22 protein-coding genes, 1 tRNA gene and 1 riboswitch are annotated in these 24,264 nt (G+C 63.4%); of the genes, 9 read left to right on the top strand and 14 right to left on the bottom strand.

What is annotated here, in order from left to right:
* Nucleotides 1–7 precede the first annotated feature (7 nt).
* Complete coding sequence (locus ACWTV3_RS00170; RefSeq protein WP_498476302.1) at nt 8–1,456, bottom strand: threonine/serine exporter family protein; 1,449 nt, start codon at nt 1,454–1,456, stop codon at nt 8–10.
* A 124-nt stretch (nt 1,457–1,580) separates the two neighbouring features.
* Here ACWTV3_RS00170 and ACWTV3_RS00165 point away from each other — a divergent pair, with 124 nt between their 5' ends.
* On the top strand, nt 1,581–2,540 hold the full coding sequence (locus ACWTV3_RS00165) for a DUF368 domain-containing protein (RefSeq protein WP_498476301.1): 960 nt from the start codon (nt 1,581–1,583) through the stop codon (nt 2,538–2,540).
* A 39-nt stretch (nt 2,541–2,579) separates the two neighbouring features.
* Here the strand turns inward: ACWTV3_RS00165 and ACWTV3_RS00160 are convergent, their stop codons facing one another.
* Nucleotides 2,580–3,605, bottom strand: a complete 1,026-nt coding sequence (locus ACWTV3_RS00160) for a GTP-binding protein (protein WP_498476300.1) — start codon at nt 3,603–3,605, stop codon at nt 2,580–2,582.
* A gap of 69 nt (nt 3,606–3,674) precedes the next feature.
* Between ACWTV3_RS00160 and ykgO the strand changes: the two genes are divergently transcribed.
* Nucleotides 3,675–3,797 (top strand): type B 50S ribosomal protein L36, encoded by a 123-nt coding sequence (gene ykgO, locus ACWTV3_RS00155; protein WP_197125052.1) that lies wholly within the window; start codon nt 3,675–3,677, stop codon nt 3,795–3,797.
* Between the two features lie 65 nt (nt 3,798–3,862).
* Here ykgO and ACWTV3_RS00150 read toward each other — a convergent pair whose 3' ends face one another.
* Complete coding sequence (locus ACWTV3_RS00150) at nt 3,863–4,912, bottom strand: CobW family GTP-binding protein (RefSeq protein WP_498476299.1); 1,050 nt, start codon at nt 4,910–4,912, stop codon at nt 3,863–3,865.
* An 89-nt stretch (nt 4,913–5,001) separates the two neighbouring features.
* On the bottom strand, nt 5,002–5,862 hold the full coding sequence (locus ACWTV3_RS00145) for an AraC family transcriptional regulator (RefSeq protein ID WP_498477918.1): 861 nt from the start codon (nt 5,860–5,862) through the stop codon (nt 5,002–5,004).
* 242 nt (nt 5,863–6,104) lie between these two features.
* On the opposite strand from ACWTV3_RS00145, the gene ACWTV3_RS00140 reads away from it, so the two are divergent.
* The 6 genes from ACWTV3_RS00140 to ACWTV3_RS00115 all read left to right on the top strand — a co-directional run bounded on the left by ACWTV3_RS00140 (nt 6,105) and on the right by ACWTV3_RS00115 (nt 13,841).
* Nucleotides 6,105–7,055 (top strand): SDR family oxidoreductase, encoded by a 951-nt coding sequence (locus ACWTV3_RS00140; protein ID WP_498476298.1) that lies wholly within the window; start codon nt 6,105–6,107, stop codon nt 7,053–7,055.
* Between the two features lie 129 nt (nt 7,056–7,184).
* Entirely contained in the window at nt 7,185–8,207 is a 1,023-nt protein-coding gene (locus tag ACWTV3_RS00135; protein WP_197125069.1) for a 3-oxoacyl-ACP synthase III, read from the top strand.
* On the top strand, nt 8,201–10,939 hold the full coding sequence (locus ACWTV3_RS00130) for an alpha/beta fold hydrolase (RefSeq protein WP_498476296.1): 2,739 nt from the start codon (nt 8,201–8,203) through the stop codon (nt 10,937–10,939). Before ACWTV3_RS00135 ends, ACWTV3_RS00130 begins: the two co-directional genes overlap by 7 nt.
* Nucleotides 10,936–11,922 carry an NAD-dependent epimerase/dehydratase family protein gene (locus ACWTV3_RS00125; protein ID WP_498476295.1) on the top strand — a complete coding sequence of 329 codons (987 nt, stop codon included), beginning with the start codon at nt 10,936–10,938 and terminating at the stop codon, nt 11,920–11,922. Before ACWTV3_RS00130 ends, ACWTV3_RS00125 begins: the two co-directional genes overlap by 4 nt.
* A gap of 43 nt (nt 11,923–11,965) precedes the next feature.
* The gene (locus ACWTV3_RS00120; protein ID WP_498476294.1) at nt 11,966–12,865 is read left to right on the top strand and encodes an oxygenase MpaB family protein; all 900 of its coding nucleotides are present in this window, start codon (nt 11,966–11,968) and stop codon (nt 12,863–12,865) included.
* Nucleotides 12,866–13,526: 661 nt separating this feature from the next.
* On the top strand, nt 13,527–13,841 hold the full coding sequence (locus ACWTV3_RS00115) for an ArsR/SmtB family transcription factor (protein ID WP_498476293.1): 315 nt from the start codon (nt 13,527–13,529) through the stop codon (nt 13,839–13,841).
* Between the two features lie 45 nt (nt 13,842–13,886).
* Here ACWTV3_RS00115 and ACWTV3_RS00110 read toward each other — a convergent pair whose 3' ends face one another.
* From ACWTV3_RS00110 to thiM, 5 genes are all read right to left on the bottom strand, one after another.
* The gene (locus tag ACWTV3_RS00110) at nt 13,887–14,150 is read right to left on the bottom strand and encodes a hypothetical protein (protein WP_498476292.1); all 264 of its coding nucleotides are present in this window, start codon (nt 14,148–14,150) and stop codon (nt 13,887–13,889) included.
* Nucleotides 14,151–14,425: 275 nt separating this feature from the next.
* Nucleotides 14,426–14,499 (bottom strand) — tRNA-Pro (locus ACWTV3_RS00105).
* A 76-nt stretch (nt 14,500–14,575) separates the two neighbouring features.
* A complete protein-coding gene (locus ACWTV3_RS00100; protein ID WP_498476291.1) occupies nt 14,576–16,069 on the bottom strand; it encodes a bifunctional hydroxymethylpyrimidine kinase/phosphomethylpyrimidine kinase in 1,494 nt (497 codons plus the stop codon).
* Complete coding sequence (thiE, locus tag ACWTV3_RS00095) at nt 16,066–16,761, bottom strand: thiamine phosphate synthase (RefSeq protein ID WP_498476290.1); 696 nt, start codon at nt 16,759–16,761, stop codon at nt 16,066–16,068. The genes ACWTV3_RS00100 and thiE overlap by 4 nt, the downstream gene beginning before the upstream one ends.
* Nucleotides 16,758–17,567, bottom strand: a complete 810-nt coding sequence (gene thiM, locus ACWTV3_RS00090; protein ID WP_498476289.1) for a hydroxyethylthiazole kinase — start codon at nt 17,565–17,567, stop codon at nt 16,758–16,760. Before thiM ends, thiE begins: the two co-directional genes overlap by 4 nt.
* A riboswitch (TPP riboswitch) is annotated at nt 17,559–17,650 on the bottom strand. It overlaps the preceding gene by 9 nt.
* Nucleotides 17,651–17,915: 265 nt before the next feature.
* On the opposite strand from thiM, the gene ACWTV3_RS00085 reads away from it, so the two are divergent.
* Complete coding sequence (locus ACWTV3_RS00085) at nt 17,916–19,439, top strand: MDR family MFS transporter (protein WP_498476288.1); 1,524 nt, start codon at nt 17,916–17,918, stop codon at nt 19,437–19,439.
* A 155-nt stretch (nt 19,440–19,594) separates the two neighbouring features.
* Here ACWTV3_RS00085 and der read toward each other — a convergent pair whose 3' ends face one another.
* From der to scpB, 5 genes are read right to left on the bottom strand one after another with little or no spacing between them, the layout of a single operon-like run.
* Nucleotides 19,595–21,115 carry a ribosome biogenesis GTPase Der gene (gene der, locus ACWTV3_RS00080; RefSeq protein WP_498476287.1) on the bottom strand — a complete coding sequence of 507 codons (1,521 nt, stop codon included), beginning with the start codon at nt 21,113–21,115 and terminating at the stop codon, nt 19,595–19,597.
* A 14-nt stretch (nt 21,116–21,129) separates the two neighbouring features.
* Nucleotides 21,130–21,804 carry a (d)CMP kinase gene (gene cmk / locus ACWTV3_RS00075; protein ID WP_498476286.1) on the bottom strand — a complete coding sequence of 225 codons (675 nt, stop codon included), beginning with the start codon at nt 21,802–21,804 and terminating at the stop codon, nt 21,130–21,132.
* A complete protein-coding gene (locus ACWTV3_RS00070) occupies nt 21,801–22,883 on the bottom strand; it encodes a prephenate dehydrogenase (RefSeq protein WP_498476285.1) in 1,083 nt (360 codons plus the stop codon). The genes cmk and ACWTV3_RS00070 overlap by 4 nt, the downstream gene beginning before the upstream one ends.
* On the bottom strand, nt 22,880–23,653 hold the full coding sequence (locus tag ACWTV3_RS00065; RefSeq protein WP_498476284.1) for a pseudouridine synthase: 774 nt from the start codon (nt 23,651–23,653) through the stop codon (nt 22,880–22,882). The genes ACWTV3_RS00070 and ACWTV3_RS00065 overlap by 4 nt, the downstream gene beginning before the upstream one ends.
* Complete coding sequence (gene scpB / locus ACWTV3_RS00060; protein ID WP_498477917.1) at nt 23,640–24,260, bottom strand: SMC-Scp complex subunit ScpB; 621 nt, start codon at nt 24,258–24,260, stop codon at nt 23,640–23,642. Before scpB ends, ACWTV3_RS00065 begins: the two co-directional genes overlap by 14 nt.
* Nucleotides 24,261–24,264: the final 4 nt, after the last annotated feature.

The raw sequence follows: 24,264 nt of genomic DNA, 5'->3' as shown, positions 1-24,264 counted from the left end.
CGCGCAACTAGCGCGGCGTACGCGACCGCTTCAACGCCAACATTGCTGCGCGGTCGAAGCCGAAGGTCCGGCGAGCTACGAAGCCGCCGATGGTTGTTCCCGCCGCGAGCCCGAGTCCCGTGGCCAGCGCCATCACCATGGAAGGCAACGCCTCCGTGACGCCGAATTCGGAATCCATCAGGGCGTAGATGCCGCGGTAGAGAGCGAGACCGGGCAGCAGCGCGATGATGCCGACCATGTTGGTGGCACCTTCGGGCACTTTCAGCCAGCGGTAGAAAAGGTAGCTGATGACGCCGGCGGCGGTTCCGGCGATGGCGGGCGCGAGCCCCGGCGACGCTGCGAAGGGCAGCACGAACCAGTAGACGGCGAACACGAGGGCGGCACCGATCGCCATGATGGGGAGTAGGCGCATCCGAACATACGAGGCGAGGGCGAAGCCGACGGCGATGATGGCCGAGCCGAGCATCCCGGAGATCACGCTGCGGTTGTCGCCCAGAGAGTCACCGATCGCGACAGGGATACCCAGACGCAGCGACACACTCAGCACGATCGAGATGCCGACCGCGAGGCCGATGGTCATCATCATCACTTCGAGGCCGCGGGCCGTGGCAGTGACGTAGTAACCACCGATCGCGTCGCTGGCCGCCGAGGTAAGGCCCACGCCGGAGAGCAGCATGATGATGCCCGAAATCACAATCACGGTGGGGCTATTGGAGCCAGGAATGTCGATTCCGACCGATCGCAGCCAAAACATGAAGACAGCTATAACCGTAATAACGCCGGCCGCCGCAATTTGGGCGAAGAAGGCGGGAACCGACAATCGCTCGAGCCGCTTAGTCAGAATGTCAGAGATGGCGGCGGATGCTGCGGCCACAAGCACGAGCACAAAGCTCACGTCGAACATCACGACGACACCTGCCGCGAGCAGCGCCTTGCCGGCGGTCACCATCCAGCGCCGGTACGGGTGGGGCGTGGTCAAGATGGTGCTGAGCTGTTCGCGCGCTTCGTCCACATCGCCGGGGCCGTCGGGGCTGGTGATTTCGTCGATGAGCCAGTACACGTTTTGCAGGCGCGTGTAGTCAATAGTGCGCACCTTCACGATGCGCATGATCGACATGGGGTCTTCGTTCATCCCTCGGTGAATAGACACCGTAAGAGAGGTGAAGGTGATGTCGACGTGCATCCCGCTGACGCCATAGGCGTTGCTGATGCGCAGCACGGTCGCAACAACGTCGGCGGCAGAGGCACCGGTCGCGAGCATTGCTTCACCAGCACGCAGGCAGAGGTCAATGACCGACCGCGCGTGACGCTGCGAAAGTTGCGGTTCGTGCCCGGGAATGGAGAGCAGCTGGGTGGGCGCATTGTTGGTGCGCAGGGCGCCCCCGGCCATCGCGATCAGGGATCGCCCTAGTCGCTGCCGATATGCCCGCATGCGGGAGTCATTGCCCTTACTCACCCCTCTAGGTTAGGGGCTATGGGCTGGTGCTTCGCCCATGCTGTCGTCCCCAGTTGTGGCCGTTTACACTAGACCGACTGCCCTGCCCCGGGCCAGCCCATTTTGACCAGAAAACGAGCGCGCCATGACCCGAGTACACCCCGTCATTCGCACCGTCGGCGATGCCTTGCGTGGCATGCTGATCGGCTTCGCGGAGATCGTTCCCGGCGTCAGCGGCGGCACCATCGCCCTGCTTGTTGGCGTCTACGATTCGCTCATTGACGGAGCCGGGCACCTTGCTCGCGGTGTGGCGCTCACGGTTGCGGACGGCATCCGGGGCCGCGGCCTCTCTCGCGCTGCCGCCCACTTTCGTTCGGTGCGCTGGAACGTCGTTCTCCCCATCGGTATCGGGATGCTGCTCGCCATCGTTCTGGGCGCCGCTCTCCTTGCGCCGCTCATCGAGGAGTACCCCACCGGAACCCGCGCGGTCTCCGCCGGCCTCATTGCGGCGTCGCTCATCGTGCCGGCACGCATGGTCGGAGGGCGCTGGACGTTCCGCGAAATCCTCATCGGCCTCCTCGCCGCGGGTGTTGCCGTCGCGCTCACGAGCTTGCCGAAAGCGGCGGATGCCGACCCCGCGCTGATCATCGTCTCCCTCGCAGCCGCGCTGGCAGTCTGCGCTCTCGTGCTGCCGGGAGTATCCGGCTCCTACCTGCTGCTGATCCTCGGCATGTACGCCCCGACCCTCGCCGCCGTCAATGACCGCAACCTCGGCTACCTCGGAGCCTTCATCATCGGCGCCATCATCGGCCTCGGCCTCTTCGTCTCCGCCCTGCAATGGCTACTCAAAAACCGCCGCCGCGTCACCCTCGTCATCATGACCGGCCTCATGCTCGGCTCGCTGCGCGCCCTCTGGCCTTGGCAAACCGAGGAAGGAGCAGTCTTGGCTCCCGAAGCAGATTTCGGAATCGTGCTGTTGCTCATCGCCCTTGGTGCTGTGGTCGTGCTGGGAATCTTGGCGGCAGAAGCTGCGCTCGTGAAGCGGCGGATGCTGTCACCCGACATCGTGGCCGACCCCGAACCTGACCCGCAACTCCCCCGCTAGCACCCCGGGTTTCGTGGCGCCACAAAAGCGCCCGCGGCCTTAGTGATCTGAGACGCGCATCCACTCAGGGAACGGATCGACGAACGTCGCCCAGCTGACCGGGCCCGCCGCGAATTCTTCGTCGGTGAGCGCCGCTTCATCGAGCGCTGCGATGAGCGCGTCATGATCTAAGTCGAGCCCGATTATGGCCAGCTCTTGACCACACGCAAGTAGCTCGTCATCGTCACCATCGATGGCATCAGTGGCGATCGGGTTGAGGGAGATTACCTTCCCTACGTGTTCCCACTGCGCAACAATTTGGGTGCGGGTGGCGAGCCGACAAAACCCCGCGGAACGCACTACGCGACCGAACTCCCCCGGCTCGATTCGCTCGTCGAGCAGTCGTTGAAGTCGTTGCGGATGCAGGGGACGCACTTGCTCGTAACGGAGTGCACTGACGCGCGAATCCGCCATGTAGGGCGCGAAGTCACCGTTGAGCACGCTTACCCAGCCTGCTCTATCTTGATGAGCCGCATAGTCGTGGTTCGTTTCAACGCGCTCATTTCCCGTGCCGAAAAGGGTGAGTGCGGCCCGCGGGCTCAAGTGGTTGACGAGCGCCATCAGGGTTGCCAGCGGTGCAGTGGCGCATCGTTCCCAGTTCACAAGCACCACCGTCGAGGCGTATTCGATCTGCTCCACCATCAGTTGCGCCCGCGCGACCACTTCGAACACGTCACCGTCAGCGGGGCTGCCGATCGGGAGGTGTTCGCTTCCATCAAGGTCAGCGAGAACGCACGCCACATCGATGACACACACCAGGCTGATCAAGGATGCTTTCTCATGACCGTCAGCGATTTCGCCGATCAGTTCTTTCACGATCACGTCGCGCGGCATCTCCACCACCACTTCTGGCCCCGATGATGTCTCGGTCGCCAGCAATATCGCTTGCTCAATGGGTGTGCGTGAGCGTTCAATCCACGTTGCCGGCAAGCAGAATCGCTTGGTGTGTGCCGCTAGTTGGCGGGCATAGCGCGACCGCTCCACGGTGCATTGGCCGACGACGGCGATGATTCCGGTGGGGTTCATGATGTGGGTGTGGCTCCGCTCTGTGGTGCTAACATCCTTAATGATAACCGTTCTCATCAAGGAGGAAACGTGAAAGTTCGCGCTTCGATCAAATCGCTCAAAAACCAACCCGGATCGCAGGTGGTCCGCCGCCGTGGACGCGTATTCGTCATCAACAAGCTGAACCCGCGATTCAAAGGCCGCCAGGGCTAGATGCCACGTTCGGCCTTAGCCTGTAGCCCCACTCGCGAGCCCTGGGTCACTGCCACGCTGGGGATTCAGTCGCTGAGTTTTCGGTAGCGTCGCACTCGTCGCAGGCCGGCAGCATCGGAACCGGTATCCGACGCCGCAACGTGCTGCAGCGCCGCGTGCGCAGCGTCGGCGTCGAGGTCCATTCCGATCGCGACAAGCTCGCCGACTGACGGCGGCGTTGACAGTGGGGCCACATGAATCATGCGCCCGACGACGTTCACCACGTAGCCGCGTTCGACTTTCAGGCCTCTGACCCGAACTCGACCCTTGAGACGGTACGTTCCCGCCGGGGGCTCCTCGAGCAAATCCATCAGCGCACTCGGCGAGATCGGCCCCGCCAGCGCAACGCTCGCCGACGCGGCGTGCTCATGGTGCTCGTGATGCTCCTCCCGCAGCAAGGCGGCAATCGGCAGCTCATCGGGAGCCTCTTCGGTCGAGGCGTTGTCGAACACGAGTGCGGGGTCAATTCCGCCCGCCTCTGCGATCACGATCGGGGCGTCAGCGTTGCGGGCTCGCACTCGCTCCCGGATGCGCTCTACCGTGTGAGCTCGATCGGCGGGCGGCAACAGGTCGGTCTTGCCAATCACCACCAGTGTGGCGGCAGCATAACGCTGTGGCGGATCGCGCCTGGTGTCGACGGTCGAAAAGTGTTCGACCGCGTCGATGACTTCCACAATGCCGCCAGGGCGCACCCACTGAGCGCCGCTGAAACGGATCAGTCGCCCTAACGTCATCGGGTCGGCCATCCCACTTGCTTCTACAAGAATCGCATCGAGTCGAAGTCGCGGATGCGAGAGCTTCGCCAGCGCATCATCAAGACCGCCAGCATCGGGCAGGCAGCAGACGCAGCCGCCCGAAATCGCAGCAGCTTCGTCGACCTGCCCCACCACCAAGGCCGCGTCGACGTTGAGCGCCCCAAAGTCATTCACCACAACTCCGAGCCGAGCGCCCGGCGACCGCAGCAGGTGGTTCGTCAGGCTCGTTTTGCCGGCGCCCAAGTATCCCGTGATCGCGATGACCGGTATGCGACGGTTGTCTTCGGAACGGTCACGATCAATTGATTGCCAGGGCTCCATGGGCAAAGTGCGCTCATCCCATCACTGCGGTTGAAAGACAACGTTATTGAGAATTATTATCATAATATAGGCACGCAATGACAAAGCGCCTACGCCACAGCTTGCGCGTCTATGACCCCTTGGTGCGAAGTCGCCCACACACGTGGCGAGGATCCGAAATGCTGCTTGAACTCGCGGCTGAATTGCGACGAGCTGATGTAGCCGACAGACCTCGCAGCACCGGAAACGTCCGCGCCGGTTGCGATCGCCATGGCGGCGCTGTTGAGTCGAAGTGTTTTGACGTATTTGAGTGGCGACAGCGACGTGGCGCCCCGAAAATGACGATCGAACGCGGCACGACTCATTCCCGCTTGTTGTGCAAGCTCGGCCATCGACAGTGGCTCAGCGAGGTGCGTGGAAATAAAGTTCAGCACTCCACCGAGCTGCTGAGTACCGCCGCCCAGCGTGGCCTGCAAGTGCGCCCCACCAGGCCCGGTGAGCACAGCGTAGAGCAACTCCTGCAGCCGTCCCGGCCCGAGCAGTGGCGCGGCAACCTCATCGTCAAGCAACTCCAACAGGCTTGAGAGAGCCGTGAAAACCGAGTCGCGCCACGGGGCAAGAATGAGCCCTGCGGTTTCTTCTGTAGCCGACGCAGCGTAAGGGAGCGCGGCGCGCAGACGCACCATCATTTCCACAGCGACTCGGCTTTCGAGACTCAGCAGAACTCCGAGAACCGGATGCTCGGGGCTCGCTTCACGAATCTCCGCTTCGACAGGCAACGGCATGGTCGTACAGAGGTAGTTCGACGAATCGTAGCGATGAACGTCTGCATCGAAGTAAGTGTGCTTGGCCCCTTGCACTACGAAACATGCACTCGGGCTATATACGCCGGGCAAGCGCTCCATTGGCGAGGACACTCGAAAGATCTGGAGCCCGTCGAAAGGTGTGTCAAAGGTGCCATCGTGCGGCACGTGGCGCTGAAGAGTGGGGCCTAAGGCATCAAAAGTCTTCAAAAGTCATCAATCGGAGCATCCTCGGGTAAGCGTGAGTGGATTAGGCAAGTATATGACCAAAATACCGGTTATATCTGCTCGCACTGAGGAATATCGTTTTATTGACCCCACAGGGCCCCAACCGCGATCCTCAGGAGCATCATGCGTCACCATTCGTCCTGCCTCACTCATAACGTCACCTCGATGAAGGGAAGCAACTGATGACGAGCGCACGCAACCCGTTCGGCCCCCGCGGCTGGACCCCCGACCGCATAGGCAACCTCGACGGCAGAACCTACGTCATCACGGGCACAACCGCGGGCGCCGGCTTTCAGGCGACGCGTGAACTTCTCGCCAAGGGGGCGCGCGTCGTGATGCTGAACCGAAACGCTCAAAAATCCGCCGCAACGATCGCCTCGCTGCAGGAGGAATTCGGCGCAGACGTTCCCGTCTCCGCAATCGCAATGGATCTTGCCGAGTTAGCTTCCGTTCGTGAAGCCGCAGCTCAAGTGCTGAAGCAGGTCGGGCGCATCGACGCCCTCATGTGCAACGCTGCGATTGCCCAAATTCCCACCCGCAAGCTCACCAGCTCGGGCTTCGAAAGTCAGTTCGGCGTCAATCATCTCGGCCATTTCCTCCTCAGTGGGCTCCTTTTTGACCGGATCGAAGAGTCGAGCGGTCGCATCGTCGTCGTCGGTAGCAACGGTTACAAGATGGGTCTCAAGCGCATCCAATTCGACGACCTCAGTTTCGAAAAGGATTACAGCGCCTGGAACGCGTACAGCCAGTCGAAACTCGCTCAGATGATGTTTGCCTACGAACTTCAACGCCGCGTGGCCGCAGTCGGAGGACGAACACAAGTGCAGGTCTGCCACCCGGGGGCTTCACGCACCGACCTCATTACTACGGGCGGAAGTATGCTCACGCGGATCACCTGGAAACTCATGACGCCGTTTGCACAGTCGGCCCAGAAGGGCTCATGGCCCGAGGTGATGTGCGCGACCGAAGATAACCTCGCCGCACAGACCCTCTACGGCCCTACCAAACGAATGGAAACCGTAGGCGCCATCGGCGAATGCCCGCTTGACGAAATCGCCCTCGACCGTGACGCGGCGAAGCGCCTCTGGGCAGAATCCGAAGCGATGGTCTCGCTCGAGTGGTCTCCGCGCTGAGCCCGGCGATAGCCGAGAGTTGGGGCGCGAGGGGGCACCACCTCATCGCGTCAACCTACCTCTCGGCTAACTGCCGTAAACTGGGTCTCTTGATTACTGAGCCCGCGGGGCTCGCTCGACGGAGGTTCCGTGGCCGGAAATGCCAATACTCGCTTTGCCAACGTTTCACTGCTGTCGGTAGCGAGTACCTTACCTAGCCGTGTCACAACATCCGGCGACCTTGAAACGCGCCTAGCGCCGGCGTTCGAGCGCCTTGCGTTGCCCAGCAGACTCCTGCAACGAGTGGCCGGTGTGCTGGAGCGTCGCAATTGGGCTGACGGCGAATCATCCGACGACGCCACCGTCTCAGCAGGCCAACGTGCTCTCGCCGAAGCGGGCGTGGATGCCTCCGAAGTCGGACTCCTTATTAACACGTCCGTGAGCCGCAAACACCTCGAGCCGTCGGTTGCCGTGCGCTTGCACCACGGGCTTGGGCTGCCCAGCTCCGCCATCAACTTCGATGTCGCCAACGCCTGCCTCGGCTTCGTCAGCGGCATGAACCTTGCCGCGAACATGATCGAATCGGGCCAGATCCGGTACGCGATCATCGTCAATGGCGAAGACGCCGACGACATTCAAACCAACACCATCGACCGCCTGCTCAAGCAAGACGGCGACCGTGAGGGCTTCATGAGCGAATTCGCTTCCCTCACGCTCGGCTCCGGAGCTGCAGCTGCGGTGCTCGGACGCACCGACGAACATCCGGCCGGTCATCCGATTCTCGGCGGCGTCACCCGCGCAGCAACCCAGTTCCACGAACTCTGCGTCGGCAGCGTCGACGGCATGTTCACCGACGCGAAAGCCCTGCTGAAGGGTGGCCTCGACCTCGTCGTCTCGGCGTGGAAAGAAGCATCCACCGAATGGGACTGGTCAAAGATGGACATGTACGTCACCCACCAGGTGTCGTCCGTGCACACCAACGCCATCGTCAAGGCCGCGAAACTCGACCGCGACCGCGTGCCCACCACCTTCCCCCTCTACGGCAACGTCGGCCCCGCCTCGATTCCGATCACCCTCGATGAAGCCCAAGGCACCCTCAAAAAGGGCGACCGCGTGCTGCTCATGGGCGTCGGGTCCGGACTCAACACCGCAATGATGGAGCTCGCATGGTAACTGCGCCCGCCGCCACCCCACCACTCGACCTCCCGGGGCTCGACCCGCGCTTCAGCCACATCATCGCCGCCCCCGGCAGCGGGGTGGATGCTGGGCTCACCCGCGACTGGCACTACCTCGACACCGGCGCCGAACTCGCTCTCCTCGGCGCGCCCGTCATCGGCACCATCCTCGCCGTGCACGGCAACCCGACCTGGTCGTACTACTGGCGCGACCTGCTCAACCAATCACTCGCCGCTGCCGCGGCTGGCGCGCCCGCGTGGCGCATCATCGCCGTCGACCAACTCGACATGGGCTTCTCTGAGCGCACCGGCATCCACCGCCCACTCGCCCAACGGGTAAGCGATCTCTCGGCCTTCACCGACACTCTCAACCTCACCGGGCCCGTCATCTCGCTCGGCCACGACTGGGGCGGCGTCGTCTCCCTCGGCTGGGCCGTCGACCACCCGGCGCAACTCACCGGCGTCATGCTGCTCAACACCGCCGTGCACCACGAAGCCGGCAAGCCGATCCCCGCACCGTTGCGGCTCGCCCGAGCGCGCGGGATGCTCGCCTCCTCCACCGTGCGCACCCCCGCGTTCCTCGAAACGACGTTGGCGCTCACCACTGATCCGCTCGACGCAGCGGTGAAGGATGCTTACCGCGCGCCGTATCGCACCGCCGATCGCCGCGGAGGCATCGGCGGCTTCGTTGCCGACATCCCCGCCGACGCCAGCCACGAAAGCTTCCCCGAACTCGAACGCATCGCTGCCGGAGTCGCCGCCCTCGACCTGCCGACGCTCATGCTGTGGGGCCCACGCGACCCGATCTTCAGCGACTACTATCTCGACGACCTCATCGAGCGCCTCCCCCACGCCAACGTGCACCGCTTCGAAGGCGCCGGCCACATGCTCGCCGAAGACGCGCCCTACGCCGCATCGGTGCTGACGTGGCTTGGCGACAATGCCGCCAGCATTACCGATCCTGGTTCGTCCGCGCTGTCGCCTCGCGAGGCGTTTGCTGCGGCGGCCGACACCGACGCGGATGCCGCAGAATTCGTCCCGCTCTGGCACAACCTCGACGCCCGCCGTGACGACACCGCCACCGCCGTGATCGACATGTCGACGCGCGGAAGCCGCGGCCCGCAGCAGGTCAGCTGGAAGCAGCTCGCCGACCGCGTCAGCGAAATCGCCGCCGGCCTCACCGCCATCGGCGTTCGCAAAGGCCAGCGAGTCTCACTGCTGGTCCCACCCGGGCCGACCCTCACCGCCGTCGTCTACGCGTGCCTGCGCATCGGCGCCATCATCGTGGTTGCGGATGCCGGCCTCGGCGTCAAGGGACTCACCCGTGCCGTTCGCGGATCCTGGCCCGACTACGTCATCGGCGAAGCCCCCGGCCTCGCCGCCGCCCGCACGCTCGGCTGGCCCGGAGTGCGCATCTCCACCGCGCGCCTTCCCAAGGTTTCCGCCGCCACGCTCGGAGTCTCGTACAGCCTGCGTGACCTCATCACGCTCGGCGCTAGCACGCCCATCCCGGCACCGCCGCGCGCCGAAGATGATGCCGCGATTCTCTTCACCTCGGGATCGACCGGCCCCGCCAAGGGCGTGGTCTACCGCCACGGTCAGCTCTCCGCCCTGCGCGATGTGCTCGCGAAACACTTCGAGGTGACCGCCGACACTGGCCTCGTGACGGGCTTCGCGCCCTTCGCGCTGCTCGGTCCGGCCCTCGGCACGCGATCAGTGACACCGGCGATGGATGTCTCGTCGCCTCGCACGTTGACTGCTCGCGCAGTCGCGGCCGCTGTGGAAGCATCCGGGGGCAGCATGGTGTTTCTCTCCCCCGCCTCGATTCTGAATGTTGTGGCGACCGCGGGAGACTTGACCGCGCACGACCGCACGGAGCTCGAGCGTGTGCGCACCTTCCTCTCCACCGGTGCACCCATCAGCGCGGAACTACTCTCCGCCGCCGGCACCGTCATGCCCAACGCGATCGCGCACTCGCCCTACGGCATGACCGAATGCCTGCTCGTAACCGACCTCACCCTCGACGGCATCCGCGCCGCCGCCGGTGAAGCAAACACGGGCGTCTGCGTGGGAACGCCGATCGGCGACAACCTCGTGCGCATCAGCGCCCTCGACTCCGACGGTGTCGCCACTGGCGCCCCGAGCACCGAGCCGGGCGTTCTGGGCGAGATCATTGTCTCGGCGCCGCATCTCAAAGATCACTACGACCGGTTGTGGCTGACCGATCATGCCGCTGTGCGGGAGACCGGGATCGAGGCGGATGCCGCTACCCCGGATGCCGGCAACGCAACGAACGCTGCAGCGAACCAGCCCACGCGCTGGCACCGCACCGGCGACGTCGGACATCTCGACGAGCAAGGACGTCTCTGGGTCGAAGGTCGTCTGCCCCACGTCATCGTGAGCTCGACAGGACCAATCGCTCCGGTCGGCGCGGAACAAGACGTTGAAGGTGTCGAGGCCGTGCGCCGTGCCGCCGTCGTCGGCGTTGGTCCGCACGGACTGCGCCAGGCCGTCGCGGTGGTCGAAACGATTCCGACAGCCAAGCGCCCCGGTCTCGCCAGCCCCGAGCTGACTGCGGCCGTGCGCGCGAGCACTACGCTTCCTCTGGTTGCCGTGCTCGTTGTTCCGCAGCTACCGACCGACATCCGCCACAACTCCAAGATCGACCGCTCGCGGCTTTCTGAGTGGGCCGAGCGTATTCTCGCGGGTGGAAAGCCGACCGCACCATGATCGTGCTCGTCACTGGAGCATCCGGCTTCCTCGGTCGCGCCGTCGCCGCCGAGTTGGTCGCAGCTGGCCACGAGGTGCGCACGCTGCAACGTCGGCCCTCCGGCGTGGATGGCGTCACCGACTTTCTCGGCTCGATCAACGACCCTGAGCACGTTGCGCGCGCGGCTGACGGCGCGGAAGGCGTCATCCATCTCGCCGCCAAAGTCTCGCTGGCCGGCGACCCCGGCGCATTCCAGACCGTCAACGTCGAGGGAACACGCACTGTGCTCTCCGCCGCCGAGACTGCGGGCGTCTCACGCTTCGTTCAGGTGTCGTCACCGTCGGTCGCACACGCCGGCTCCGCTCTGGCCGGGGTTAGTGCCGAACCCGCCTCGCCAGAGCACGCTCGCGGTGACTACGCCCGCACCAAGGCCGAGGCCGAACTGGTAGCGCTCTCCCGCGACTCCGACGCTATGAACGTGCTCGCCATCCGCCCCCACCTCGTGTGGGGTCCCGGTGACACCCAACTCGTGGGCCGCATCGTCGACCGCGCACGCAGCGGACGGCTGCCCCTGCTCAACGGCGGCACCGCCCTCATCGACACGACCTACGTCGACAACGCCGCATCCGGAATCGTCGCCGCACTGCACCACGCCGACACCGCCCACGGCAAGGCCTACGTTCTCACCAACGGCGAACCGCGCCCTGTCGGCGACATCCTCGCCGCCATCTGCCTCGCCGCGGGCGTTCAACCGCCACGCTGGAGCATCCCGGCCGCCCTCGGTCGCACCGCAGGCTCTGCGGTCGAGCGGGTCTGGGCTGTGCGCCCCGGAGTAGATGAGCCGCCCATGACCCGCTTTCTCGCCGAACAGCTTTCGACCGCTCACTGGTTCGATCAGCGCGACATCCGCGAGGCCTTGGATTGGGCTCCCGCGGTCAGCATTGACGAGGGACTGCGTCGGCTCGCGGCGCACTACTCCGAAACCGCCGCGCCGGTCGCCTGACGAGCACGGCTAACCTCCCAGCAACCCGGCATATCGTCAACGGATGGGAAGATTTTCTGACTCCTGGCGCTCACACCTCCTGACGACGTTCTCCGGCGAAAGCTCGGGACGCCCAGCGTGGGTTGCTCGCATCGAGCAGGGTGACGATGCGGGATTCTTTGGCCCCGACTCTGCCGCCTGGGTGGTGCACGGAGGCATGGGCACCCTTGTCGCCGGCATCCGGGCACTGCTTATGCAGACCCTGCACCCCGGAGCAATGGCGGGCGTTCACGATTGGTCGCGGTACAAAGAGGATCCGCTGGGGCGACTCTCCGGCACAATCCAGTGGCTGATCACCGTCACCTTCGCCAGCACAGAACAGTCACAGCAAGAGTCAGCCCGCGTCGGCAAGTATCACACCCGAGTCGCGGGCACCTATCTGGATGTCGACGGCGTCGAGCGCGCTTACACCGCGGGCGACCAAGAGTTGCTGTCGTGGGTGCACGCCGTTTTCACCGACGCATTCCTCGGCAGCCACGAGCTGTGGGGAAAGACCATCCCCGGCGGGGCCGACCAGTACGTGCGTGAGTGGGCAACCGCCGGCGAGCTCGTGGGAGTAGAGCAGCCACCGCGATCCCGTGCTGAGTTGAAAGCTCAGATTGATGGATTCCGCCCCGTGCTCAAGAGCGACGAGCGCGTTCTCGAAGCCGTGCGCTTCATTCGCAATCCCCCGCTTCGCCGGTCAATGATGCCCGCTTACCGAGTGCTGTTCGCCGGAGCCGTCGCTTCGCTGCCCGAGGAACACCGCAAGTTGCTGGGGCTGCGGCGATCACCTTTGCCCGTGATCTGGGCGACCGGCATCGTGCTGCGCTCCGTCGGCAAAATTCTTGGCACCTCATCCTCCAGCGAAGATGCGGCCCGCGTGCGGCTGGCCCGCCTTGAGCGCGAGCGGGATTCGGTCTGACTCACACGGCCCACACATCGCCTAGCGCCGCGGGCGGGGTACGCTCAGGGAACGAGCCACTCGGCTCACAGGAGGATAACGTCATGGCCGATAAATCACCCAAAACATCCAGCGGCAAGACTGTAGCGAGCAAGTCTCTCAAAGAGAAGCGTGCTGACAAGAAAGACAAGGCCGCCAGCAAGCGCAAGGACTAACCTCGACCGCTGGCGCGGGGAATGCTCATACCATTGCTCGCGCAATCATTCCCCGTACCGGCCGAGGTCCTGCGCCCACAGGCGCCGGGCTTCTGCACCTAAGCGCCAGCTCAGGCCTTGCCATGTCCTTGGTTTGGCTCCGTCAGCTAGCGCAGACGAAGCACGACAGCAGCACGGCTCGTCACATGCAGCACGCGGAAGATCCCTTCCAACAAGGGCGAGATCACAACCCTGACCGAACTCGGCCCACGCTCGGCCGACGGCAGCCGCGACATCGTCGAAGTGCGGTTCGCCGGCGCGCTCGAAGACGGCACCGCCATCGATGCGGATGTCGTCTGCGAGTTGCAAAACGCGTTCTAGTCGACTTCGCAGCCGCACGGGCCTTCGAGCGCGGCTCCCTACGACGAGAATGGTTATCAATAACATGCACACATTGCAATATGTTTATATGTGTGTTCGAATGAACTATGCACGTCGAATCAGGCCTAGAAGACGCGGCGCTGTTATTCAAGGTGCTCGGGAATCCTTCACGTCTCTGGCTTATGCGCCTCATCGGCGCATCGCCCATGAGCGTGAGCGCTTTGGCCGAGGCAACAGGCATGACTCAACCGCTCGTGTCTCAACACCTTCGCACGCTTCGCCAAGCCTCCCTCGTCATAGCGACGCGCACCGGCAAGGAGGTCACCTACCGAATTGCCGACTCGCATGTCGCACATGTGATCGAGGATGCGCTGGTTCACGTCAACGAGCCGAGTCCTTCCGACCAGCTCGAGAACTACTAACGAAAGAAGAACAAGATGACCGCCACAGACGTTCACGCCGAACATTCACTCGCTGAGCACACCCACGGCACCGATTGTGGGCACGAAAGCGTCACACACGGTGACCACGTGGATTACGTCCATGGAACGCATCATCACGCTGAACACGGTGACCACTACGACGAGCACGAGGCCGTCGCCGAGCACACCGTCGAGTCCCACGCGCACGGTACCGCATGCGGTCACGAAACCGTGCAGCACGATGACCACGTGGACTATGTTCACGACGGTCACAAGCACGCTGAACACGGCGACCACTACGACGAGCACTAAAAGACGGGTTCGCCAGCGCCTGGGGCACATTCTGTAACCCCAGGGCGCTGGGCGCCCCTAGCTCGGAGCGTCAACGACGAGCACTGCGTCGCCCGGGATATCCCCGGCGGAGACGTTCAGACAGAGAGACGTCTGGCAAACTGCGCTTGCTAGGGAGCGCGCCGTACATGGGGCGACGAACTTCGTCGCGATCAACGAGGTAAGGCCGCGTCTGCGAGCCCTCGGAGCACGAAAAAAGGACCATCCTGACGGACGGTCCTTTTCTCGTATTGTCGGGCTGACAGGATTTGAACCTGCGACCCCTTGACCCCCAGTCAAGTGCGCTACCAAGCTGCGCCACAGCCCGTGACAACTCGAATAGCTTACCGTGAAATTTGGGCGGCGATGTTCACTTTGGGGTCAAATGGGGAACAGAAACGAAATCAGGTCGAGCTGACCCCGTGCGCGGCAGCGAAGAACTCGCGTTCGTGCTCCGTCGACGCCACGAAAGCGGTGAGCATCGCATCCCGAATTGGCGGGGTAGCGTCTGCGGCGAGCGCCGTCACTATCGTGATGGCCTGCTCCGTGGCATCCGTGAAGGCGTCATCGGCATAGGTCGTCAACCAGTCGGCGTAGGGGTGCTCGGCGTGCGCGAGCGGATGCAGGCGCGAACCGACGTCGTGGTAAACCCAGAAGCAGGGCAATAGGGCCGCAGCGAGCACGGCGTAGTCACCGCGGGCAGCTGTCGCGAGCAGGTGGTTGAGGTACCCGGTGGTGGTCGCACTGGGCGAAGCCGCAAATACCTCACCGGAAGGAGACCACGACTCGTGCAATTGCAGCTCCGTCACGATGCAGCCCTCAGCGCTTGATGCCCAGAAGGCTTGTTCCGCAGCGGTGGGTGCCAGCCGGGCGGCTTCGGCGAGCGCCCGCGCATAATCGCGCAGGTAGAGCGCATCCTGGGCCAGGTACCAGACGAAATCGCCCCGCTTGAGGGAACCATCCCCCAGCGCCCGCACAAAGTCACCATTGTCGATCTGAGCGCGGATGTCAGCAATCTCGGCCCACCAGTGTTCCCGCACCTCCGCCGCCGTTGGCGCCGTCTCTACGCCCCCGCGAGCCCACAGCCCCGCAAAGTGGTTGATGGGCCCATGCCCACCGCCTACCTGCAGCGCTGCACCCGCGCGGATGCTCTCGCTCAACCACCGCTTCGACTCCCCCACGGCGGCAGCCCAATCGCCGGTCGCCGCAATGCGCGTCGCGAGCGCACTCGACAGCGAACAGCCCGTTCCGTGCGTGTTCGTGGTCTCTAGGCGGATGCCGGCAAACTCAGTCACGACCGGTGCGTTCCCGAAACGAGCATCCACGAGCGCATCCGGAGCCTCAGCCCCGCTCAAGTGGCCGCCCTTGGCTAGTACGCGCACCCCGTAGGAGGCAGAGACTCGCCCCGCCTGCGCCAGCACCTCGGGCCAGGTCTCGGCGGCAGGCTCCCCCGCAATAATCGCGAGCTCGGGGATGTTCGGTGTCACCAGATCGCTGACCCGCACCAGCTCGCGCAGCGCCAGCTCGGCTTCGGTATCCAGTAGGCGATCTCCACTCGTGGCGACCATCACCGGGTCGAGCACAATGAGCGGCGGCTTCACCCGCGCCAGCCACTCCTGCACGACCGCAACGACCTCGGGAGTGCCAAGCATCCCAATCTTCACCGCGTCGATCGTGACGTCGTCACTGACGGCATCCAACTGTTCCTTCAAGAAGGAGGCCGGCGGCACATGCACGCCGCTCACGCCCTGCGTGTTCTGGGCCGTCAGCGCCGTGATCGCCGCCATGCCGTAGCCGCCATTGGCCGCAATCGACTTGAGGTCAGCTTGGATGCCAGCCCCACCCGAGGGGTCACTCCCGGCGATGCTCAGTACTCGCGGTACACGCACCGCGCTCACGCCGTCTCCCCCGCCCCAGCTACAGAGCCAGCTCCGGCCCACGCTGCGGCGAGCGCCTGTGCCGCTGCTCGCGGGTCAGCCACCCCACAAATAGCGGAGACCACCGCAGCACCGTCAGCACCAGCGGCGCGCAGCAACGGAACATCCGACAGCCCTATCCCGCCAATAGCAACAGTCGGCAGTTTGCTGACTGCGACGAGTTCCTGCATGCGGGCATGCCCCAGAGCACCCGGAGCATCCTTCTTGGTCGTCGTGGGGTTCAATGCGCCAATACCGACGTAGTCGACCCCGGCGGAGCGCACCCCGGCTGCGAACAACTGGTCCTCGGTAGAGGCGCTCAACCCGACAATGGCATCCGGCCCGACAAGAGCTCTAACGGATGACACGGGCAAGTCGTTCTGCCCCACATGTACTCCTGCGACTTTGGCACCCATTTCGCGGGCCGCCAGGTACACGTCTACTCGGTCATTGACGAGCACGGGCACCTTGCGCGCCACCGCAGTGGAAACTCTCAACACGATGTCGAGAAACTCATGGGCGGGAGTGTCCTTTTCGCGAATCTGCACGACGGTCACTCCTCCGGCGACGGCCTCATAAACGAGGTCGACAAGGTCGTGTCCGGCCGCGCGTGCTTGAGCCGAGTCCGTCACGAGATAGGTCGAGAGGTCGAAGTCGTTCCGGAAGTCACTCACGCGATTACCGCCCGCTCTGCAATGTCGTCCACGGACACTTCGCTCAGGGCATCCACCAGCGCAACCGCGAAACTTCCCGGCAGTGCCGAACGTTCCGCCGCTAGATCAGCCGCTACCGTGTACACGCTTGTCGCTGCTACCGCCGCCGTCAGCGCATCCGGAGTCACCGCCGCAAACGCCGCCATGATTGCACCCAGTGCACAGCCACCACCGGTGACCTTCGTCAGCACCGGATGCCCGTTCGTCAGTCTGACAACACTCACGCCATCGGTCACAAGGTCGGTCGCTCCCGATACTGCGACAGCGCCGCCGGTCACCCGCGCGAGCATCTGAGCGGCACTGAGTGCGGCATCAACGGTGCTCGTACTGTCGACACCACGGCCGCCTTCGCCGAGCTCGGCGAGCGCCAGAATCTCTGAAGCGTTCCCTCGCACGATAGACGGCCCCAGATCACGCAGGCGATACGCCAACGGAGTGCGCACCGGCAGAGCGCCGATGGCCACGGGGTCGAGCACCCACGGCGTTCCCGCATTGTTGGCGGCCGGTGCTGCCTCCAGCGCCGCAGCGCGCTGCTCTTCGCGGCAGGTACCGAGATTGATGAGCACTCCGGATGCCACCCCCGCGAACATGCCCGCTTCCTCTGGGATATCCACCATGGCCGGCGCCGCACCCACGGCCAGCAGAGCGTTGGCGGTGAAGCCCACCACCACGCTATTGGTGATGCACTGCACGAGCGGCGACGTCGATCTCACCGCCTCGAGCGCGTCTTGCGTGGCGGTCAAAAAGTTCGGTGGCGTACGCGACATGCACGACATCCCTTCGCTAGTTCTAACTAGATCAGGTTCGACGGGTGTGTTCTCAGCCCCGCAGGGCACCCCGTGTCACAAGTTGTGCCTCCACGATAGCGGTTCAGGCGGATGCTCGGGCGGTGGTAATGCTGCCCACCCTTGTGGACCACTTCTCGTGCACAGGGCGCTCTCCCGCCCCACTTCCACCCCACCGCGAGCCGGATTGCCGCCGACTCCGAGCGATCGGGATTATTTTGCTGTCGGATGTCGTTGCACTGAGCGAGAATAAACACGACGACTGATTTGTGCGCCCTTTCGACCCCGGCTGCTGCTTCGTCCTACCGCTTGAGACACGACAGGATTTTCATGACTAGCACCGCGCCGATTACCGGCAGTATCCCCCTCACCCCACCCGGAGCGGGCTCGTCAGCGGGCGCCGTCGATAACAGCGGACGCAACCGTCTCGTGATCGCGCTCATGCTCGCGGCAACCTTCGTGGTGTTCCTCAACGAGACATCACTTGTCGTTGCTATCCCCCGCATCATGGAAGACCTCAACATCGAGCCGAGCACAGCTCAGTGGTTGTCGACGTCGTTCATGCTCACGATGGCGGTAGTGATTCCGATTACCGGATTCCTCATCCAAAGATTTACGACGCGCAGCATCTTCATCGCGGCAATGACGCTCTTCACCGCGGGTACCCTGCTCGGAGCTATTTCGCCGACGTTCTTCATCCTGATTGTCGGACGAGTGATTCAGGCCTCCGGTACCGCGATCATGCTGCCGCTGCTCATGACTACCGTCATGACTCTCGTGCCCCCGGCTACCCGCGGTAAAACGATGGGTAACGTGTCTATCGTCATGTCGATGGCTCCCGCCGTCGGCCCCACGGTGGCGGGCCTTGTACTCGCGGTCTTTGACTGGCGCTGGGTCTTCATTGTCATGATCCCCATCTCGGTCGCCGCGCTCATTCTCGGCATCACCAAGGTGCGCAACGTCACGGATCCCCGCAAGGTCTCGATCGACGTACTCTCGGTCATCCTCTCGGCCATCGCCTTTGCTGGCCTCATCTATGGTCTCTCGAGCCTCGGCGAATCAGCCAGCGGAGAAGTACTCGTCGCACCCGCTATCCCGATCATTGCGGGAGCGGCCAGCCTCGCTCTGTTCATCCTGCGCCAACTGAAGCTGCAGAAGACCGACAGCGCCCTCCTCGACCTCCGCACCTTCGCTGCCTCCGGCTTCGCGATTTCGATCGGTCTCATGATGGTCATGATGGCGGCCCTCTTCGGCACCATCATCCTGCTGCCGATGTTTACGCAAGACGTTCTCGGCCTCGAACCCATCCAGAGCGGACTCCTCGTGCTGCCCGGAAGCCTCATCATGGGCCTTCTCGGGCCGATTGTGGGCCGACTGTACGACAAGGTCGGACCGCGCCCGCTCATGATCCCTGGCGCCATCGTCGTCAGCGCGTCACTCTGGAGCTTCACGATGCTCTCGGAGAACAGTTCAGCGCTCATGGTGGTTGCGATTCACGTGCCCATGAGCATCGGACTCGCCTTCATGTTCACGCCGCTGTTCACCTCGGCACTCGGAACGCTTAAACCGCACCTCTACTCGCATGGCAGCGCCACCATCGGCACCGTGCAGCAGCTCGCTGGCGCCGCCGGTACTGCGCTGTTCATCGCGCTACTCACCGTGCAGTCCGTCGCGCTTGCCGCTGAAGGAGCCCCCGATACCGAGGCTCTCGCCGGCGGCGTTCGTCTCGCGTTCATGGCAGGTGGCATCATCTCACTGTTCGCGATCGTCGCCACATTCTTCGTCAAGCGCAACGATGCCGAGGCCGACACCGACTCCGACTCCGACGCTAACGTCGCCCCGCTCGGTCACTAACGCTGGAGGGTGACCGGGCGCCCACCGGCATCCGTTCCCACCGCACCGATCGGCAAACGCACCACGCCAAACGGCGAGTCACTCTCCTAGGAGAATGACTCGCCGTTTAGTCGCTGAGCCGAAGCTACCGCGCCGAAGCTCGGGGTCTCGAGACCCTACTTGCGCTTGCGCTTCTCACGCACGCGCATGTTGACCTGGATCGGGCTGCCATCGAAGCCGAAGATCTCACGCAGTCGACGCGTAATGAAGCGTCGGTACTGCGGGTCCAAGAATCCGGTCGTGAAGAGCACGAACGTTGGCGGGCGGCTCGATGCCTGCGTACCAAAGAGGATGCGCGGCTGCTTGCCACCACGAAGCGGGTGAGGGTGCTCCTGCGTGAGTTCAGCCAGAAGCGCGTTGAACTTACCGGTCGGAATGCGGGTATCCCACGACTCCAACGCCAGTTCGAGAGCCGGAACCAGCTTCTCCATGTGACGACCGGTCTTAGCCGAGATATTCACACGAGGAGCCCACGCAACGTGGCCGAGATCCTTGTCGATCTCACGCTCAAGCAGCATGCGACGTTCGTCGTCGAGAAGATCCCACTTGTTGAAGGCCAGCACGAGCGCACGGCCCGATTCGAGCACGAGGTCAACGATCTTGAGGTCCTGAACGCTGAGCGGCTCGCTGACATCGAAGATAACAACGGCGACTTCGGCCTTTTCCAGTGCGGCACTCGTGCGCAGCGTGGCGTAGAAGTCTGCACCCTGGGCAAGAGCAACACGGCGGCGGATGCCTGCCGTGTCGACAAAGCGCCAGAACTTTCCGCCGAGCTCAATCTGCTCATCAACGGGGTCACGAGTCGTGCCGGCGAGATCGTTGACAACAACGCGCTCTTCGCCAGCCGTCTTGTTCAACAGGCTCGACTTACCCACGTTCGGGCGACCGAGAATAGCGACGCGGCGCGGGCCACCCACTTCTTCCTTGGCCACGTTCGAGATTTCCGGCAGCACCGTGAGCACGTGGTCAAGCAGGTCAGCAACACCACGGCCGTGAACGGCGGATGACGGCCACGGCTGACCGAGGCCGAGGCTCCAGAGCGCGGCAGCATCCGATTCCTGGTGGATGTCGTCAACCTTGTTGGCGACCAAAATAACGGGCTTCTTGGTGGCGCGAAGCATACGCACGACGTGCTCGTCGGTGGAGGTGGGGCCCACCGTGGCATCCACGACAAAGAGCACAGCATCGGCGAGGTCGATCGCGATTTCAGCCTGGGCAGCGACAGAGGCGTCGATTCCCTTAGCGTCAGGTTCCCAGCCGCCGGTGTCGACGATCGTGAAGTGACGGTTGTTCCACTCGGCCTTGTAGTTCACGCGGTCGCGAGTAACACCGGGAGTGTCCTCGACCACGGCTTCACGACGGCCGATGATGCGGTTGACGAGAGCCGACTTGCCGACGTTCGGGCGACCAACGATCGCGAGAACAGGCAGAGCGGGAAGGTAGTAGATGGCATCTGGGTCGTCGGAGGCGGAATCCAGAACCTGAATGTCGTCGTCGTCGAGGTCGTAGTCACTCAATCCCGCACGAAGGGCAGAGGTGCGCTGCGCAGCCTCTTCTTCGTTCATGCCGGAGAGGCGCTCGACGAGATCCGGATTCAGCTCGGGAAAGTCGTCGTCGGCGGGCGAATGATCGGCCATGGGTAGTCCTTTGTTTACATGCTGGAGCGAACGAAACTCGCGACGGCCGTCACGGTTTGATCGAAGTCAAGATTGGTGGAGTCAATGGTGATGACTCCATCGGCGGCGTTCATGAAGTCCACGACTTTGGAGTCCTGCGCATCTCGATAACTGAGTTGTTGCGCCGTTGTCGCGCTCGATTCTCCGGAGAGTTCGGCCGCACGTCTTTCCATCCTAGCTTCTTCACTGGCTGTGAGCAGAATTCGCGCCTGAGCATCTGGTGCAACCACCGTCGTAATGTCGCGGCCCTCCACCACAATTCCGGGCTTGTCGCTGCCAGCGATGATGCTGCGGAACAGATTCACCATGTATTCCCGCACTTGAGGAACCCGGGCGATGTTTGACACGACGCCCGTGATGCGAGGTTCGCGGATGTCGTTGGTCACGATCTCCGAGTCGACCTTCACAAAGTAGTTGTCGGGGTCGATACCGATGGAGTACTCGAACCGCGGGAGCGTTTCGATCACGTCGCCGGGCCCGAGGGTGTCCACGCCGCGCTCGAGGCAGTGCAGCGCGAAACCGCGGTAGGCAGCTCCCGTGTCGAGGTAGTCAAAGCCGAGTTCGCGAGCGGTGGCTTTCGAGACACTCGACTTTCCGCTGCCGGCCGGGCCATCGACGGCCACAACAACAAAAGACGGGTTCTTATTCACGCGGAGGTCCCTGCAATCTTCCAACCGCGAGCTTTCAGCTCGCTCAACAACGTTTCTTCCTTTTCGGGCAATACCGAGATTTCGGCAAGGCCGAACTGGGCACCCGGTGAATGCTCCAGGCGCAAGTCTTCCATGTTCACATTCGCTTCGCCGATTTCGGTGAGCAACCGTGCGAGCTCGCCGGGCTTGTCGTCAACCATTACAACTAGTTGACTGAACTGCTTGCTGGTTCCGTGCTTGCCGGGGATTCGCGCTACTCCAGCATTGCCGCCCGCAAGAACTTCGGCCAGGGCGCGGCGCGATCCCGGAACATCCGGATTCTCCAGCGCGTCAATCGCGACGCTGAGCTCCGTCTGAAACTCGCGCAGAATCGCAGCGACAGGACCGGCATTGGCGGACAATATCTGAACCCACAACTCGGGGGCGCTAGACGCGATGCGAGTAGTGTCGCGGAGTCCCTGACCGGCAAGGCCGACGGCAGCATCTGTTGCGTTAGCGAGACGGTGAGCCAACAAACTCGACACAACTTGGGGAACGTGGGAAACCAGAGCCACCGCGTCGTCGTGTTCCGAGGCCGACATCAGCACGGGCACAGCACCGAGTTCAATCACGAGGTCTTCAACCGCACGACGGCGGAAGGGCGTACCGCGCCCAATCACCCAGGGACGACCGATGAACAAATCAGCGCGAGCGGAAATGGCTCCTCCGCGTTCGCGTCCCGCCAAGGGATGAGAACCAATGAATCGGTCGAGATCAACGCCGAGAGCGATGAGCTCGTCCAGAACCGACACCGCGACACTCGCAACATCCGTCACTGTGGCCTGCGGCCACGCGAGGAGTTCGCGCGCGACAACCTCGGCCGTAACATCCGGCGGAACTGCCACGATCACGAGCGACGGTTTGTCGTCAGCCTGCGGCGCGCGACCGGCGCCGTAGTCAATCGCGAGCGTCGCGCTGCTGCGCGACGCGTCGTGCAAGATCACGTCAACGCCCTTGGCGCGCAGGCCGTGACCGATGCTGGCACCGAGCAATCCCGCACCAACGATACGAACTTGCCCCGTGATGCGGCCTAGATTCACGAGCGCTCCTCGGCGTCACGGGCGATCGTCAAGACCGCGCCCAGCTCCACCTTGGTGAGATTGCGGGTCTTGCCCACGCCGAGGCTGCCGAGGTTGAGCGGCCCAAACTGGCGACGAACGAGCTCGAGCACGGGGTGACCGGCGGCCTCCATCATGCGGCGAACAATGCGGTTACGGCCCGAGTGAAGCGTGAGCTCCACCATGGATTCGTCGTTGACGGCGCGACCGATAACGCGAGCCTTGTCGGCGGCGATCGGACCGTCCTCGAGCTCGATGCCTTTGGTCAGTTGTGAGACGGTCTGCGCGCTCACGACGCCTTCGACCTTGGCGATGTACGTTTTGGTTACACCGAACGAGGGGTGCGCGAGAACGTGCGCGAGTTCGCCGTCGTTCGTGAGCACGATCAGTCCGGAGGTCTGCACGTCGAGACGGCCGACGTTGAACAGTCGCTCGTCGTAGTTGCCGGTGAATTGCTGCAGGTCGGGGCGACCACTCTCATCCGCCATTGAGCTAACAACGCCGACTGGCTTGTTGAGCATGACGTAGCGCTTAGTCGTGTCGAGCTGAATGGCCGAGCCATCCACTGTCACGCGGTCGGTCGGCTTAACGCGGCGACCGGCTTCCTCAACGACCTTACCGTTGACCGCAACACGGCCCTGGTAGATCAAATCTTCTGACACACGGCGGGAGGCGACTCCGGCTGCGGCCATTACTTTTTGAAGGCGTTCGCCCTCGGGGTGACTGGCGCCTGCGCCATTAGCGTTGTTCATCAAAACCGTCCGAACCATCAGATAAAAGTGGCGAGATGGGAGGCAATTCGGCAATGGAGTTGATCCCCAATTGCACGAGCATGAGCTCCGTTGTTTCGTAATGGATGGCGCCCGTCTCGTTGTCGGTAAACGCCTCCGTAATAAGTCCTCGGCTCAGCAGTGTACGCACTACTGAGTCAACATTCACCGCGCGCACGGCGGCAATCGATCCCCGACTGATCGGTTGCTTGTACGCAATCACCGCGAGAGTCTCCAATGCGGCCTGACTCAAGCGCGACGGATTCTGCGTATAAACAAAGTCACGCACCGCGGCGTCGTAGTCGGCGCGCACGTAAATACGCCAGCCACCGCCCACTTCCCGCAGCTCGAAACCACGACGAGGGCCCTCGCCGTCGCCATCAAAATCAGCCCGCAACGCTGTGATCGTCTTACGGATCTCGGCGACAGGAGCATTCAGTGCGGTCGCAAGACTCACAATGCTCTGTGGTTGATCGGCCACCATGAAGATCGCTTCGAGCCCGCGAGCAAGGTCGACAACGGGGCCGGCAGCGAGTTCTTCTGCGGTCGGTTCGGTATCAGGCTGCTCGGTAGGCAGTTTTTCGGTCATCGCG

The organism is Salinibacterium sp. AL4.1 (assembly GCF_059767305.1).
The sequence above is the reverse complement of the archived record's forward strand: the minus strand, read 5'-3'. Positions and strand labels throughout refer to the sequence as shown.